Here is a 14,730-nt window from a genome sequence, read left to right on the forward strand (position 1 = left end):
GCGCCGGTCGTCGTCGAGATCCGATTGAACGACGAGGGAGCGCTTGCCCATGCACCCAAGGTCGTCGATGGCGATCCCCGGTCGCGGATCGCCGCGGCGGCCGTAAGAGCCGTCGAGCGGTGCACGCCGTTCAGGATCCCGGCGGACCTTGCGAAAAGAGATCCTTCCTGGAGGCGGCTCAGGATAACGTTCGATAATCCCTGAGAGCTTTGCGGAGCCCGCACGAGGCGGGGCGCCCTACTGCGCGGGCCGCACGCCCTCGGCCCGGATCACCGCCCGCAGCGGCCCGTATTCCGTCTGCTTGCGCAGATCGAGCTGGACTCGCCCGCTCGCGCCGGTGCGAACGCCGTCCGACCCGCGGGCGCGGCCGGTGCCGAACACGGTCTCCGCGCGGACGCGCCCGCTGATGCGCACGCAGGTGTCGGAGCCCTGAAGGGCCGAGAAGCCCGGCGGGCAGGCCTGGGCGGGAGAGGAGGCGAGCGGCGCCGCCATGGCGATGCTCGCCGCGGCAAGGATGAAACGGGTTCTCGCCATGCGCATGGGCTCCTCGGCAGAAACGCGGTCCATTCTAGAGCGGATTGCGCTTCAACGGAATCGCACTCCGCTCCGAAGCTCTTGGTTTGCAGCATGTTCGGACGGACCCGGAGGGCCGCGCCAGCGACCCGGAGGGCCGCGCCAGCGAAAACCGGTTTCCACTTCTCCCGAAAATGCTCTAGCGCAGGATGCCGAGGCTTACTCATCCTTTTCGGGCCGGCTCTCGACGGTGCGCGAGAATGTTGACGAGTCTGCCGAAGGGGTCGCGGACATAGAAGCGGCGGACGCCCCAGGGCTCGTCCGCGGGGCCGTATTCGATGGCGAAGCCAGCCTCCCTCATGCGCTCGTAGGCTTCATCCGCATCGTCCACCTCGATGGAAAGGTCGGGCACCGGTGTTCCCGACCCGCCCTCGGCGGCGATGCCGATCTGGATGTCCATCGGCTCGGCGAGGCCGTAAGTGACGATCCAGCCGTGGTCCATCAGGAGGTCGAGGCCGAGGATGTCCCGGTAGAAGCGCTCCGCGGGGGCGGAGTTCTGCCCCTGGATATTGGCGACGATGCGCTTCACCTTCATGGGGTTCGCTCTCTCATGCGTCCCGTTCGAGGAGCACGGGCAGGATCTGCCTTGCAATGAGCATCGCCGGTTCGACGTGTCGTTCGTCGTAGGCGCCCTCCCGGTCGAGAAGGTTGACGGTGCCGAGCACCGCGCCGCCGAAGACGACCGGCAGGTTCATCACGCAGCCCAGGCCGAGGCCGGTGATGGTCTGGTGGTCGGGAAAGAGCGGCGCGAAGCCCGCCGGCGTCCTGGCGAGGAACGGCTTCATCTCCTGGCGCACCTGCTGCGTGTAGGCGTTGGGAAGGATCGGCTTGCGGCCGCCGACCGGATAGACCTCGGGATTGGTGGAGTGGATGCGCTCCACCTCCCGGCCTCCCGCGAGCATGCGGGTGACCGTATAGAGGCGATGGCCGACAGCCTCCGCGAAAGCCTCCCCCGCCGCTTCGAGCACCGTGCGCGGCTGATCGGGCGCGGCCCAGGCGTCCTGGATCTTGAGGAGCAGAGGCATGAGGTCTGTCATCGTGTCTTCCTTTCGAATGGAACCTGCGGTGGATGGAGGCGGTGTCGGGCCCGCGAGAGTATCCGGTCCCGCCCGATTGTCATCACGGGCCGGCATTCGGGCGGCGGAGAAGGCGGCTTCATCGCTCCGGCCCCCGAAAAGGACGGGGCCGGACGTATCCGCCCGGCCCCGCGTCGCATCGTTTTCCGCGATGGACCTCAGGCCGCCTTCACGCCGTCGAGGAAGCTCGCCACTTCGTCGCTGAGGCTCGACGAGTGCTGCGCGAGGCTCTGCGCCGCGCCGAGCACCTGCGAGGCGGCGGCGCCGGTCTCGCCCGCGCCGTGGCGCACGTCGTCGATGCTGCCCGTCACCAGTTCGGTGCCGCGGGCGGCCTCCTGCACGTTGCGGGAGATTTCGGAGGTCGCTGCGCCCTGCTGCTCCATGGCTGCGGCGATGGCGACCGAGATCTGCGACATCTCCGTGATCGTCTGCACGATGGACTGGATGGCGTTCACCGCCTCGGCCGTCGCCTGCTGCACCGAACCGATCTGGTCGGAAATCTCGCCCGTCGCCCTGGCGGTCTGGTTGGCGAGCTCCTTGACCTCGCTTGCCACCACCGCGAAGCCCTTGCCCGCCTCGCCGGCGCGGGCCGCCTCGATGGTGGCGTTGAGGGCGAGCAGGTTGGTCTGGCCGGCGATGTTGTTGATGAGCTGGATCACGGTGCCGATCTTCTCGGCGGTGTTGGCGAGCTCCTGCACGATCCCGTTGGTGCGCTGCGCGTCGGCGACCGCGCGCTCCGCCACCTGCGAGGACTGGTTCACCTGCGAGGCGATCTCCCTGATCGAGATGGAGAGCTCCTCCGTGGCGGCGGCCACCGTCTGCACGTTCATCGAGGTCTGTTGCGCGGCGGAAGCGACGCTCACCGCCCGCTCGTTCGTCCGGTCCGCCACCTGGGCCATCGACTGGGCGGTGGCCTGCATCTCGGACGAGGCGGCGGACAGGCCCTGCGTCAGCGCCAGCACGTTGGCCTCGAACTGCCTCGTCAGGCGGTCGAGCATCTCGGCCCTGCGCATCTTCGCGTCGGCCTCCTCCGCCGCCTGCGCCTCGGCCTCCGCCTTGGCGATCATGGCATCCTTGAAGACCTGGACGGCACCGGCCATGACGCCGATCTCGTCGCGCCGCGACGTTCCCTCAACCGGCACGCTGAGATCGCCGGCCGCCAGAGCGCGCATGCTGACGACGAGCTTCTGGATGGGCCGCGAGATGCTGCGTCCGAGACCGAAGGCGACGACGATCTGGAGAACGATGGCGGCGCCGATCAGGCCGAGGAAGAGGTTCCGGTAATAGGCGGCGATGGCCTCGAGGTCGTCGATGTAGACGCCCGTGCCGATGAGGAGCTGCCACTTGGGAAAGGGCGCGACGTAGGTCAGCTTCGGGCTGGGAACGGTCTGGTTGGCCTTCGGCCAGTGATACTTCACGAAGCCGCCGCCCTCCTTGGCCCGGTCCACCATCTCGACCACGAATGCGCGCCCGTCGGAATCCTTCAGGCCGGACTGGTCCTTGCCGATCAGCTGCTTGCTGAACGGATGCATGACGGTGACATGGTTGAAGGTGTGGCTGAAGAAGTACTCCGAGCCGGCGTAGCGAAGAGCCTCGACGGCGGCCAGAGCGCGCTTCTTGGCTTCCTCCGCGTCCATCTCGCCCTTCGCAGCCTTCGCCTCGTACTCGGCCATGATGCTGATGGCGACGTCCGTCAGGTGCTTGAGCTCGGTCTGCTTCTGGCTGACGAGAATGTTCGAGATGGTTGCCGATCCGTAGATGGCAAGGGCGACGAGGGCGACGATGCTCGTCGCCATGCCCGCGTAGAAGCGCCCGCTGATATTCCACAATTTTGCTAAAGACATCTTGCCCCCATTGGTCTTCCCTCCGGCCCGATGCTGGCTTCCCCCAGGCCCGTGCTTCGTTTCGCGGCACGATGTTCGACGGTGGCGGAGCAAGCCGGAGGACCGGACGACGAAAGATCTACAGGGCCAACGTTACGAGGAGCTTACGTTGCGTCAGAAATCTGCCGGGAAGAAGCGTATCTCAGCCGGTTTCTTCGGATGATCCGGCACGAATACGCTCGGACGACCGCTCGGGCGCTCGCTTCGCAGGGATCCGGAGCGGGCGGCGGGCCGGCTCCGGCCTTTCCGACAGCGGTTCCTAATGAGCCTCGCTCGCCCGCATCGCCTCGACGCGGATCTCTTCCGTGAGCTGCGCCTTGAGGTCCGAGAAGGCCGCGCTCGTCTTCATGGTGTAGTGGCGCGGGTGCGACAGGTCGACCGGAATGTCGGCCTTGATCCGCCCGGGGCGCGCGGTCATCACGATCACGCGGGAGGCGAGGAAGATCGCCTCCTCGATGTCGTGGGTGACGAAGAGCACGGTCTTGCGCTCCCGCTCCCAGATGCCGAGCAGGAGTTCCTGCATGAGCGAGCGCGTCTGGTTGTCGAGGGCGCCGAAGGGCTCGTCGAGGAGCAGGATGGCGGGGTCGTTCGCCAGGGCCCGGGCGATCGCCGTGCGCTGCTGCATGCCGCCGGAGAGCTGCTTTGGATAATGGTTCTCGAACCCGCGTAGGCCCACCTTCTCGATGTAGGAGGCGACGATCTCGCGCCGTGTGGCGGGCGGAACGCCCTTCTCCCGCAGGCCGTAGGCGATGTTCTCCGCCACCGTGAGCCACGGGAACAGGGTATAGGACTGGAACACCATGCCCCGGTCCGCTCCCGGCCCCGTGATCTCCCGCCCCTTGAGAAAGACCTTGCCCGCGCTCGGCCGGTCGAGCCCCGCCACGATGCGCAGGAGCGTGGATTTCCCGCAGCCGGACGGACCGAGAATGGTGATGAAGTCGTTCTCCGCGACGGCGAGGCTCGTCGGCTCGAGCGCGCGCACGGGATCCCGGCCGCGCGCGCCGGGGAAGACGCGGGAGACGTTGTCGATGGTGAGGATCGTGTCGGTCATGCGAGCCGCCAGGGAAAGAGCGTCCGGTTCAGGGCCTTGAAGAGGAAGTCGGAGATGAGGCCGATGATGCCGATGACGATGATCCCGAAGATCATCTGCCCCGTGGCGAGGAGGGCCTGGCTGTCGATGATCATGTGCCCGATCCCCGAGGAGGAGCCGATGAGCTCGGCGACGATCACGTAGGTCCAGGCCCAGCCGAGCACGAGCCGCAGGATCTCGGCGATCTCCGGCGCGTTCGCCGGGATCAGCACACGCCTGACCACGCCCCGGTCCGTCGAGCCCAGCGTATAGGCGGCCTCCACGAGGTCGCGGCGCGTGTTGCCGACGGCCACCGCCACCATGAGGACGATCTGGAAGACGGAGCCGATGAAGATGACGAGGAGCTTCTGCATCTCGCCGATGCCGGCCCACAGGATCAGGAGCGGGACGAAGGCCGAGGCCGGCAGGTAGCGGGCGAAGGAAATGAAGGGTTCGAGGAAGGCCTCGAAGGGCTTGTAGGCGCCCATCATCACCCCGAGCGGCACGGCGACGGCTGCCGCCAGGATGAATCCGCCGACCACGCGCCAGACGGTGACGCCGATATCGGCGAGGAAGCCGAACCGGGTCAGCAGCAGCCAGCCGTCATGGACCATGGAGATCGGATCCGCGAGGAACGTGCGCGAGACGTATCCGCCGAGGGTGGCGAAGGCCCAGGCCGCCACGAAGAGCACGAAGAAGGAGATGCCAAGGACGATGCGGGTTCCCTGGCTCACGGGTTCTAAGGGACGGGTCATGCGAGGTCTGCTCCGCCGCCCGCGGTGACCTCGGGGAGATCCGGCCGGGCGGCATGGGAGTTTCGGGAGGTCGGCGGCGGCCCGGGCTTGCGCAGGACCGCCGCGGCGTTGCGGGTTACTGGATGAAGCTGGTGTCGGCCAGCGCGTTCATGTCCGGCTTCTGCTTGATGATGCCCACTTCCAGGAGGAGGTCGGCCGCCTCCTCCGAGAAGGTCTTGAACTCGCTGGCGAAGAACTTCCTGTTCGCCTCGCGGTCCTGCCAGCGCAGGAACTTGGCGGAGGCGGCGAAGGCCTCGCCCGTCTGCTTCACGTCCGCGCCCATGATCTCGTAGGACTTCGCCGGTTCCTTGGCGATCATGTCGAGGGCCTCGAAGTAGCTGTCGGCGAGGGCCTTCGCGGCCTTGGGATTGTCGCTGAGGAATTTCGGCGTGCAGCCGAAGGTGTCCATGACCATCGGATAGTCGAGTGTGGTGGCGATGATCTTGCCCGCCTGCGGCGCGGCGCGGACGGAGGAGAGATAGGGCTCGTAGGTCATGGCGGCGTCGTTCTGCCCGGCGATGAAGGCCTGGGCGGCGGGGCCAGGCTCCATGTTGACCACCGTGACGTCCTTCACCGAAAGGCCGTTCTTCTTCAGGATCCAGGCGAGGGCGAAATAGGGCGAGGTGCCGGGGGCCGAGGCGGCCACGGTCTTGCCCTTCAGGTCCTTGATGGAAGCGATGTCGTTGCGGACCACCATCCCGTCGGCGCCGTAGCTCTTGTCGAGCTGGAAGATCTGCTTCGTGGGAACCCCGTTGGCGTTCCAGACGATCCAGGTCTCGACGGTCGTCGCGGCGCACTGGATGTCGCCGGACTGGATCGCCAGGTGGCGGCTCGCCTGCGGCACCTTCTTCAAGGTGACGTCGAGGCCGTTCTTCTTGAAGATTCCGGCCTCCTTCGCGAGCGTCAGGGGCGCGAAGCCCGTCCAGCCCGAGATGCCGACCGAAACCTTCGTCTCCTGCGCCGCCGCGGAGCCGGCCGCCAGCGCGAGAAACGCCAGTCCACCCATGAGTGCTTTCATCGTGACCTCCACTTTACCCTTCGCCTTGCCCTCTGGACCTGCCGACCCCTCCGGTCGATCTGCTTGTTGCTTCGCAGGTTCCGCAAGCGCGTGCGAGGATCGCATCACGCCCGCGCGTCGATGTCAAATGTATAGACATGAAGATGTGCCGCAACGTCATGCACGATGGCTAAACGGCATCCTCCCCTGCCGAATCCGCGGGCGCGATCTCGACAAGGACCGCCCGTCCGGGACCCGAGAGAGGGATGAGGTCCGGCATCGTGTCGAGGACCAGGGCGTCGAGAGGCCCCAGGCTGTGCACGGTCGTGTCGAGGGCCACGTCGACGGGGCCGTCCAGCGCCACGAGGAGGGCGGCGGCGGTGCCTTCGGAGACCAGCGCGACGCCGGAATCGAGAAGGCGCGTGCGGTGGCGGAACTGCCCGCGCCTCGTCATCACGTTGAGATCCCGAATCGGGCCGGACAGGAGCCGTCCGGAGGTTCGGTCGTCGCCCGAGAAGGACAGCTTGGCGGAGGGACCGTCGAGCCGGTAGGGCACGCCCTCCACCGTCAGCTCGATGCCGCCGCCCTCGACGACGATCAGCGTCCGGTCGATGCCCGGAAAGACGGAGAACGGACCGTCGGAAGCGACGTCCGCCATGCTGACGCGCCAGCCGAAGGTGTCGAAGGAGGATCCCGGCGGGAAGGCGGCGACCTCCGCGGTGGTGCCGCCGCCGTTCTTCCAGGGAACCCTGGCGAGGTCGCTTTCGCGGATCACGCGTCCTGCCATCGGAGGGGCCTCAGCGCAGGCTGGGCAGGTTGAGCCCGTGCTCGCGGGCGCATTCGATGGCGATCTCGTATCCGGCGTCCGCATGGCGCATGACCCCGGTCGCCGGATCGTTCCACAGCACGCGCTCGATGCGCCGGGCCGCCTCCGGCGTGCCGTCGCAGACGATCACCATGCCCGAATGCTGGGAGAAGCCCATTCCCACGCCGCCGCCGTGGTGCAGCGAGACCCAGGTGGCGCCGGAGGCGCAGTTGAGCAGCGCGTTCAGCAGCGGCCAGTCGGACACGGCGTCCGAGCCGTCCTTCATCGCCTCCGTCTCCCGGTTTGGGCTCGCGACAGAGCCCGAGTCCAGATGGTCGCGGCCAATGACGATGGGCGCCTTCAGCTCGCCCTTCGCCACCATCTCGTTGAAGGCGAGGCCGAGGCGGTGACGGTCGCCGAGGCCGACCCAGCAGATGCGGGCGGGAAGGCCCTGGAACCTGATGCGCTTTTGCGCCATGTCGAGCCAGTTGTGCAGGTGCCTGTTGTCCGGCAGGAGCTCCTTCACCTTCGCGTCCGTGCGGAAGATGTCCTCCGGGTCGCCCGAGAGGGCCGCCCAGCGGAACGGGCCGATGCCCCGGCAGAAGAGGGGGCGGATATAGGCCGGAACGAAGCCGGGGAAGGCGAAGGCGTCCTCCACGCCTTCCTCCTTCGCCATCTGGCGGATGTTGTTGCCGTAGTCGAGGGTCGGCACGCCGTCCTTGTGGAAGGCGAGCATGGCGCGCACGTGCTCGGCCATGGAGCGCTTGGCGGCCTGCTCGACCGCCTTCGGATTCTTCTCGCGCTTCTCCTCCCATTCGGCGAGCGTCCAGCCCTTCGGCAGATAGCCGTTCACGGGGTCGTGGGCGGATGTCTGGTCCGTGACCGCGTCGGGACGGATGCCGCGGCGATGGATCTCGGGGAAGATCTCGGCCGCGTTGCCGAGAAGGCCGACGGAGAGGGGCTTGCGCTCTCGGCAGGACTGCTCGATGAGCGCGAGGGCCTCGTCCAGGCTGTCGGCGCGGCGGTCGAGATAGCCCGTGCGCAGGCGCATCTCGATGCGACTCGGCTGGCACTCCACCGCAAGGCAGGAGGCGCCGGCCATGGTGGCGGCGAGGGGCTGCGCGCCGCCCATGCCGCCGAGGCCCGCCGTAAGGATCCAGCGGCCGGACAGGTCGCCGCCGTAATGGCGGCGGCCCACCTCGACGAAGGTCTCGTAGGTGCCCTGCACGATGCCCTGGCTGCCGATGTAGATCCAGGAGCCGGCGGTCATCTGGCCGTACATCATGAGGCCCTTGCGGTCGAGCTCGTGGAAGGTGTCCCAGGTCGCCCAGTGCGGGACGAGGTTCGAATTGGCGATCAGCACCCGCGGCGCATCCGGATGGGTGCGGAACACGCCGACCGGCTTGCCGGACTGGACGAGCAGCGTCTCGTCCGCCTCGAGATTCTTCAGCGCGGCGACGATGCGGTCGAAGCTCTCCCAGTCCCGCGCCGCGCGGCCGATGCCGCCGTAGACCACGAGCTCGCCCGGCTTTTCCGCCACGTCCGGATCGAGGTTGTTCATGAGCATGCGCAGGGGCGCCTCCGTCAGCCAGCTCTTGGCGGACAGCTCGGTTCCGTGCGCGGCGCGGATCACGCGGGCATTGTCGATGCGGTTCATGGGCGGTTCCTCTCAACAGGTCGTTTCGCGAAAGCGAGGCAGGCTTCCAGGATGCGGATGAGCGTTTCGCGCATCGGGGCCGCCACGGCGTCGTCGTAAGGGGTGGGCCATGTGTCTGCGGCGACGGGGCCGAGCGGCTCCTTCATGTAGCCGCGGCAGGCGAGCTCCATCTGGATCGCGTGGATTCCGGCGTCGGGACGCCCGAGGCTGCGGGTGATGTAGCCGCCCTTGAAGCGGCCGTTGACCACGTGGGTGAGGCCGCTTTCCGCGCACAGCTTCTCCACCGCGCCGCTCAGCGGGGCCGCGCAGCTGACGCCCCCGTTCGTCCCGATGTTGAAGTGGGGCAGCGTCCCCTCGAACAGGCGCGGGATCACCGAGCGGATCGAGTGGCAGTCGTACACCACCACGTGGCCGTGGCGCTCGCGCAGGCGCCCGGCCTCGGCGCGAAGGGCCGCATGATAGGGGTCGAAGAAGCGCTGCCTGCGCTCGGCGATGGACGCCGCGTCGGGCTCCGCGCCCGCCACGTAGAGCGGCTCCCCGTCGAAGGTGGTGGTAGGGCACAGCTCCGTCGTCGCCTGGCCAGGATAGAGCGATGCGCCGCTCGGGTCCCGGTTCACGTCGATCACCGTCCGCGAGATGGCAGTGCGGATCACGGTCGCCCCGAGGCCGGCCGCGAAATCGTAGAGGCGCTCGATCCACCAGTCCGCGTCCTTGCGGGCGAGCCACGGAGAGACGAGGCCCCGGTCGTACGGCGCGGGAATCTCGGTGCCCGTGTGGGGCAGGCTCACGATCAGCGGCGCCTCGCCGCGCGCCACCGTCAGCCAGGGGAGGGAGGCGGGCTCCGTCACGGCTGCCTCCCTGCAACGGCGGGAAGGAGAGCCGTTCCGGCCGCCTCGGCCAGCGCGCCGGAGGCCACGAGGGATGCGGCCTCCTCCATCTCCGGCGCGAGATGCCGGTCGTCCTCCAGGTGGGGCACGCGGGCGCGCAGGAGCGCCCGGGCACGCTCCAGCGGCTCGCTCGACTTCATCGGGGCGTGGAAGTCGCATCCCTGCGCGGCGGCGAGAAGCTCGATGCCGATCACGTTCGCAGCGTTTCTCGCCATGGGCACGAGCCGGCGTGCGCCGTGGGTCGCCATCGACACATGGTCCTCCTGGTTGGCGGAGGTGGGGATGGAGTCGACGCTCGCCGGATAGGCGCGCTGCTTGTTTTCGGACACGAGGGCGGCGGCCGTCACCTGCGGGATCATGAAGCCGGAATTGAGCCCCGGCTTCGGCGTGAGGAAGGCCGGAAGGCCCGAGAGCGCCGGGTCGACGAGCATCGCGATGCGGCGCTCGGAAAGGGAGCCGATCTCGCACAGCGCCATGGCGATCATGTCGGCCGCGAAGGCCACCGGCTCAGCGTGAAAGTTGCCGCCCGAGATGACCTCGCCCGTCTCGGAGAACACGAGCGGGTTGTCGGACACGCCGTTCGCTTCGGTCGCAAGCGTCTCGCCGGCCTGGCGCATCAGGTCGAGCACGGCGCCCATCACCTGCGGCTGGCAGCGCAGGCAATAGGGGTCCTGCACCCGGTCGTCGTTGGTGAGGTGAGAGGCGCGGATGGCGCTGCCCCGCATCAGGGCGCGCAGGGCGGCGGCGACCTCGGCCTGCCCGCGGTGGCGCCGCAGGTCCTGGATGCGCGGATCGAAGGGGCCGTCGGAACCCTTGGCCGCGTCCGTCGCCAGCGCTCCGGTCACGAGGGCCGCCTGGAACACGCGCTCCGCCTCGAAGAGCCCGGCGAGGGCGAGCGCGGTCGAGACCTGCGTGCCGTTGAGCAGCGCGAGGCCCTCCTTCGGGCCGAGCGTCAGCGGTTCGAGCCCCGCCGCCCGCAGCGCCTCGGTGGCGGGCACCGGTCGGCCTTCCGCCAGAAAGGCGCCGACGCCCATGAGGGCCGCCGTCATGTGGGCGAGGGGAGCGAGGTCGCCGGACGCGCCCACCGAGCCCTGGCCGGGAACGACGGGAACGAGGCCCGCCTGGAGACACCGTGCGAGGTGCTCGATCGTGCTCCAGCGCACGCCCGACGCACCCTGGGCGAGGCTCGCCAGCTTGAGCGCCATGACGAGACGCACCACGGGCGCGGGCAGAGGCTCGCCGACTCCCGCCGCGTGGGAAAGCACGATGTTGCGCTGGAGCGTCGTCAGGTCGGAGGTGCCGATGCGCACGCTCGCCAGCTTCCCGAAGCCGGTGTTGATGCCGTAGACCGGGGCGCCCTTGGCGACGATGGCTTCGACCGTGCGGGCGCCCGCCTCGACCTTCGGGCGGCAGCCGGTGTCGAGCGCGACGGCGGCGCCGCGATAGACCTCGCGCCATTCGGCGAGCGCGACGGAGCCGGGTGTGAGCGTGACGGATCGGGTCAATGTCCCCTCCAGATGCGGGTGTGCAATGGATTGAAGCCGATGCGGTAGACGAGCTCGGCCGGCCGCTCGATCTCCCAGATCGCGAGATCGCACCGCTTGCCGGCCTCGAGGGTGCCGATCTCGTCGAGGCGGCCGAGGGCGCGGGCCGCCTCGCGCGTGACTCCGGCGATGCATTCCTCGACGGTGAGGCGGAACAGGGTCGCGCCCATGTTCATGGTCAGAAGAAGCGACGTCAGCGGCGACGTGCCGGGATTGCAGTCGGTCGCGAGGGCAATCCGCGTCCCGTGGCGGCGGAAGGCCTCCACCGGAGGCTGTTTTGTCTCCCGCAGCATGTAGAACGCGCCGGGCAGGAGCACCGCCACCGTGCCCGCCTTCGCCATCGCCGCCGCGCCTTCCTCGTCCGTGTATTCCAGATGGTCGGCCGACAGGGCGCCGAAATCGGCCGCGAGCTTCGCGCCGTGGAGGTTCGAAAGCTGGTCCGCGTGGAGCTTGACGTTCAGGCCGAGGTCCTTCGCGGCTCGGAATACGCGCGCCGTCTGCTCCGGCGAGAAGGCGATGCCTTCGCAGAAGGCGTCGACCGCATCGGCGAGGCCTTCGCGGGCGAGGGCAGGCAGCATGTCCCGGCAGACCGCTTCGATATAGGCGTCCTTGTCGCCGTTCGCCTCGGGCGGCAGGGCGTGGGCCCCGAGAAAGGTGGTCGTCACCGCCACCGGGCGCTCCGCGGCGAGGCGCCTGGCGGCGCGCAGCATCCGCGCCTCGGTCTCGGTGTCCAGGCCGTAGCCCGACTTGATCTCGACGGTCGTGCAGCCCTCGGCGAGGAGGTGGTCGAGACGGGGGAGGGCACCGGCCACGAGCGCATCCTCGCTGGCTGCCCGGGTCGCCTTCACGGTGGAGAGGATGCCGCCCCCGGCCCGGGCGATCTCCTCGTAGCTCGCACCCTTCAGGCGCAGCTCGAACTCGTGGGCCCTGTCGCCGCCGAAGACCAGATGGGTGTGGCAGTCCACGAGACCGGGCGTGATCCACCGGCCATCGCAGTCGATGCGCTCCGCGGCGTCCCACCCGCCCGGAAGATCGCTCATGGAACCCGCGAAGGCGATTCGTCCGTCCCTGGCGGCGACGGCGCCGCTCTCGACGATGCCAAGTCCGCCTCGGCTCTCGGACAGGGTTGCGAGGCGGGCATTGTGCCAGATCCGGTCGAAGCGCATGGGGCTCTCCTCTGACCCGTTAATGTCTATACATAAGCGCGAAACAAATTTATTGTCTAGACTTATTCGACGGGCTGCGGTGGATTTGCAGACAGCGCGTCCGGAGCCCGGGGAGGCAGGGGATCATGGCGGAATCGACGCAGAGGCTGTTTCTGGAGCATGCGCTGCTGCCGGGGGGCTGGGCGCGGAACGTCGCGGTCGAGGTGGAGGGGGGCGCCATCCGTTCCGTGACGCCCGACGCCTCGCCCGACGGGTGCGAACGGATCCCCGGCATCGTCCTGCCCGGTCTTCCGAACCTCCACAGCCACACCTTCCAGCGCGGCATGGCGGGGCTGGCGGAGACGCGCGGCCCCAGCGGAGACAGTTTCTGGACCTGGCGGCAGGTCATGTACCGCTTCCTCGCGCATCTGACGCCGGAGGACGTCGAATCCATCGCAGCCTTCGCCATGATGGAGATGCTCGAAGGCGGTTTCACGTCCCTCGCGGAGTTTCACTACCTTCATCACGACAGGGACGGTCGTCCCTATGCCGAGATCGGCGAGATGGCCGGCCGCATCGCGGCGGCGGCGGCTCTCACGGGCATGGGGCTCACGCTCCTGCCGGTCTTCTACGCCAACGGCGGCTTCGGAGGCGTGTCGCCCAACGAGGGGCAGCGGCGCTTCGTCTGCGACGTGGAGAGTTTCGGCCGCCTCCTCGAAAGCTCCCGGAGGGCGGCCGCCACCCTCGACGATGCGAAGGTCGGGATCGCTCCGCACAGCCTGCGGGCGGTGACGCCCGAGACTCTCGCCGAGGTTCTCCGTCTGGTGCCGGAAGGGCCCGTTCATATCCATGTCGCCGAGCAGACGAAGGAGGTCGAGGACTGTCTTGCCTGGTCCGGGCGACGTCCGGTCGCCTGGCTCCTCGATCATGCGCCGGTGGACCGACGCTGGTGCCTCGTCCACGCGACCCATCTCGATGCGGACGAGGTGCGGCGGTTCGCCTCGACGGGGGCGGTCGCGGGACTGTGCCCGCTCACGGAGGCGAACCTGGGCGACGGAACCTTCTCGGGCCCCGCGTTCCTCGATGCGGGCGGCGCCTTCGGCGTCGGCTCCGACTCGAACGTCGAGATCGCGGCCCCGGGCGAACTGAAGCAGCTCGAATACAGCCAGCGGCTCGCGCGGCGGGGCCGCAATCTGCTCGCGGAGAGGGAAGGGGAATCGACGGGACGAAGCCTCTACGGGCGCGCCCTCACAGGGGGCGCGCAGGCGCTCGGACGGCGTGTCGGAGCGATTGCGCCCGGCTGTCGCGCCGACCTTGTCGCGCTGGATGCCGCGCATCCGGACCTGGCCGGGCTGTCCGGCGACCGCATCCTCGACGCATACGTCTTCGTGACGGGGCGAGCGGCCATCGACAGGGTGGTCGTCGGCGGCAGGACGCTGGTGGAGCGCGGGCGGCACCGGGACCGGGACGCCATCGCGACCCGCTACGTCCGCACCATGGCGAGGATCAGGTCATGACGGAAGGCGCACAGGCCAAGCCCGACGTCGCGGGCTCGAAGCATCTCTACCAGCGCATCCGCGACGACATCGAGGCGCGGATCATGTCCGGCGAATGGCCGCCCGGACATCGGGTGCCTTTCGAGCACGAGCTGATGGCGGAATACGGCTGCTCGCGCATGACCGTGAACAAGGTGCTCTCGACCCTCGCCGCCAACGGGCTCATCACCCGCCGCCGGCGCGCCGGCTCCATCGTCGCGGAGCCCAGCAAGGAGCGGGCGGTTCTCGAGATCCAGGACTTCGCGCTCGAGGCGGCCCGCACCGGAACGGTCTATCGCTTCAAGGTCCTTCGCCGGGAGATCGAGCCGCTCGACGTCGCCGGAGCCCAGCGCACCGGGCTGCCGGCAGGCATGCGGATGCTGTGCGTGACGACGCTCCACCTCATGAACGGCGTTCCGAGCGCCTACGAGCAGCGGCTGATCCATCTCGAAACCGTGCCGGAGGCGGCGGAGGAGACGTTCGCCGAGCTGCCGCCGGGCACATGGCTCCTGCGGCGCGTGCCGTGGACCGACGCCGAGCATGTCGTCCGCGCCGTCAATGCGGACAGCGTGCTCGCCAGGCGGCTCCAGATCCAGACGGGCGCCGCCTGCCTGGTGCTGGAGCGCCGCACCTGGCAGGCGGGCAGCTTCGTCACGGAGGCCCGCATCGCATATCCGGGCGAGCGGCACCACCTGGTCGGCCGCTTCTCGCCCGCCACGTCGGGCCTCTCCTCCGGGGCCTGAAGCGCCGGAGGAAGCGCGGCCG

Annotated in this window: 14 protein-coding genes; 2 read left to right on the forward strand and 12 right to left on the reverse strand. The window is 68.9% G+C overall.

What is annotated here, in order from left to right; translation table 11 throughout:
- Window positions 1-237 precede the first annotated feature (237 nt).
- The 12 genes from GDR74_RS08745 to hutI all read right to left on the reverse strand — a co-directional run bounded on the left by GDR74_RS08745 (window position 238) and on the right by hutI (window position 12,451).
- Complete coding sequence (locus GDR74_RS08745; RefSeq protein ID WP_152585948.1) at window positions 238-534, reverse strand: porin; 297 nt, start codon at window positions 532-534, stop codon at window positions 238-240.
- Between the two features lie 202 nt (window positions 535-736).
- Entirely contained in the window at window positions 737-1,108 is a 372-nt protein-coding gene (locus GDR74_RS08750; RefSeq protein WP_152585949.1) for a VOC family protein, read from the reverse strand.
- A 13-nt stretch (window positions 1,109-1,121) separates the two neighbouring features.
- A complete protein-coding gene (locus GDR74_RS08755; protein ID WP_152585950.1) occupies window positions 1,122-1,610 on the reverse strand; it encodes a GAF domain-containing protein in 489 nt (162 codons plus the stop codon).
- A gap of 197 nt (window positions 1,611-1,807) precedes the next feature.
- A complete protein-coding gene (locus tag GDR74_RS08760) occupies window positions 1,808-3,478 on the reverse strand; it encodes a methyl-accepting chemotaxis protein (RefSeq protein ID WP_246180051.1) in 1,671 nt (556 codons plus the stop codon).
- A 313-nt stretch (window positions 3,479-3,791) separates the two neighbouring features.
- On the reverse strand, window positions 3,792-4,583 hold the full coding sequence (locus tag GDR74_RS08765) for an ABC transporter ATP-binding protein (protein ID WP_152585952.1): 792 nt from the start codon (window positions 4,581-4,583) through the stop codon (window positions 3,792-3,794).
- On the reverse strand, window positions 4,580-5,356 hold the full coding sequence (locus tag GDR74_RS08770; protein WP_152585953.1) for an ABC transporter permease: 777 nt from the start codon (window positions 5,354-5,356) through the stop codon (window positions 4,580-4,582). Before GDR74_RS08770 ends, GDR74_RS08765 begins: the two co-directional genes overlap by 4 nt.
- Before the next feature lie 115 nt (window positions 5,357-5,471).
- Window positions 5,472-6,401: an ABC transporter substrate-binding protein gene (locus GDR74_RS08775; RefSeq protein WP_425486956.1), complete on the reverse strand. Its 930-nt coding sequence runs from the start codon at window positions 6,399-6,401 to the stop codon at window positions 5,472-5,474.
- 181 nt (window positions 6,402-6,582) lie between these two features.
- Entirely contained in the window at window positions 6,583-7,179 is a 597-nt protein-coding gene (locus GDR74_RS08780; protein ID WP_152585955.1) for a HutD/Ves family protein, read from the reverse strand.
- A 10-nt stretch (window positions 7,180-7,189) separates the two neighbouring features.
- Window positions 7,190-8,854, reverse strand: coding sequence for a urocanate hydratase (gene hutU / locus GDR74_RS08785; protein ID WP_152585956.1), 1,665 nt, complete (start codon window positions 8,852-8,854; stop codon window positions 7,190-7,192).
- Entirely contained in the window at window positions 8,851-9,702 is an 852-nt protein-coding gene (gene hutG / locus GDR74_RS08790) for an N-formylglutamate deformylase (protein WP_152585957.1), read from the reverse strand. Before hutG ends, hutU begins: the two co-directional genes overlap by 4 nt.
- Window positions 9,699-11,246: a histidine ammonia-lyase gene (gene hutH / locus GDR74_RS08795; protein WP_152585958.1), complete on the reverse strand. Its 1,548-nt coding sequence runs from the start codon at window positions 11,244-11,246 to the stop codon at window positions 9,699-9,701. Before hutH ends, hutG begins: the two co-directional genes overlap by 4 nt.
- On the reverse strand, window positions 11,243-12,451 hold the full coding sequence (gene hutI / locus GDR74_RS08800; protein ID WP_152585959.1) for an imidazolonepropionase: 1,209 nt from the start codon (window positions 12,449-12,451) through the stop codon (window positions 11,243-11,245). The genes hutH and hutI overlap by 4 nt, the downstream gene beginning before the upstream one ends.
- A gap of 125 nt (window positions 12,452-12,576) precedes the next feature.
- On the opposite strand from hutI, the gene GDR74_RS08805 reads away from it, so the two are divergent.
- Together GDR74_RS08805 and hutC are read left to right on the forward strand one after the other, a co-directional pair.
- Window positions 12,577-13,947, forward strand: coding sequence for a formimidoylglutamate deiminase (locus GDR74_RS08805; protein WP_152585960.1), 1,371 nt, complete (start codon window positions 12,577-12,579; stop codon window positions 13,945-13,947).
- Window positions 13,944-14,708, forward strand: a complete 765-nt coding sequence (gene hutC, locus GDR74_RS08810) for a histidine utilization transcriptional repressor HutC (RefSeq protein ID WP_152585961.1) — start codon at window positions 13,944-13,946, stop codon at window positions 14,706-14,708. Before GDR74_RS08805 ends, hutC begins: the two co-directional genes overlap by 4 nt.
- Window positions 14,709-14,730: the final 22 nt, after the last annotated feature.

Source organism: Microvirga thermotolerans (assembly GCF_009363855.1).
Classification (GTDB): domain Bacteria; phylum Pseudomonadota; class Alphaproteobacteria; order Rhizobiales; family Beijerinckiaceae; genus Microvirga; species Microvirga thermotolerans.

Excerpts from the sequence above, each read along its gene's own strand:
- GDR74_RS08745 (WP_152585948.1), bottom strand. The coding sequence starts at position 534 with ATGGCGAGAACCCGTTTCATCCTTGCCGCGGCGAGCATCGCCATGGCG.
- GDR74_RS08750 (WP_152585949.1), bottom strand. The coding sequence starts at position 1,108 with ATGAAGGTGAAGCGCATCGTCGCCAATATCCAGGGGCAGAACTCCGCC.
- GDR74_RS08755 (WP_152585950.1), bottom strand. The coding sequence starts at position 1,610 with ATGACAGACCTCATGCCTCTGCTCCTCAAGATCCAGGACGCCTGGGCC.
- GDR74_RS08765 (WP_152585952.1), bottom strand. The coding sequence starts at position 4,583 with ATGACCGACACGATCCTCACCATCGACAACGTCTCCCGCGTCTTCCCC.
- GDR74_RS08770 (WP_152585953.1), bottom strand. The coding sequence starts at position 5,356 with ATGACCCGTCCCTTAGAACCCGTGAGCCAGGGAACCCGCATCGTCCTT.
- GDR74_RS08775 (WP_425486956.1), bottom strand. The coding sequence starts at position 6,401 with ATGGGTGGACTGGCGTTTCTCGCGCTGGCGGCCGGCTCCGCGGCGGCG.
- GDR74_RS08780 (WP_152585955.1), bottom strand. The coding sequence starts at position 7,179 with ATGGCAGGACGCGTGATCCGCGAAAGCGACCTCGCCAGGGTTCCCTGG.
- hutU (WP_152585956.1), bottom strand. The coding sequence starts at position 8,854 with ATGAACCGCATCGACAATGCCCGCGTGATCCGCGCCGCGCACGGAACC.
- hutI (WP_152585959.1), bottom strand. The coding sequence starts at position 12,451 with ATGCGCTTCGACCGGATCTGGCACAATGCCCGCCTCGCAACCCTGTCC.
- GDR74_RS08805 (WP_152585960.1), top strand. The coding sequence starts at position 12,577 with ATGGCGGAATCGACGCAGAGGCTGTTTCTGGAGCATGCGCTGCTGCCG.
- hutC (WP_152585961.1), top strand. The coding sequence starts at position 13,944 with ATGACGGAAGGCGCACAGGCCAAGCCCGACGTCGCGGGCTCGAAGCAT.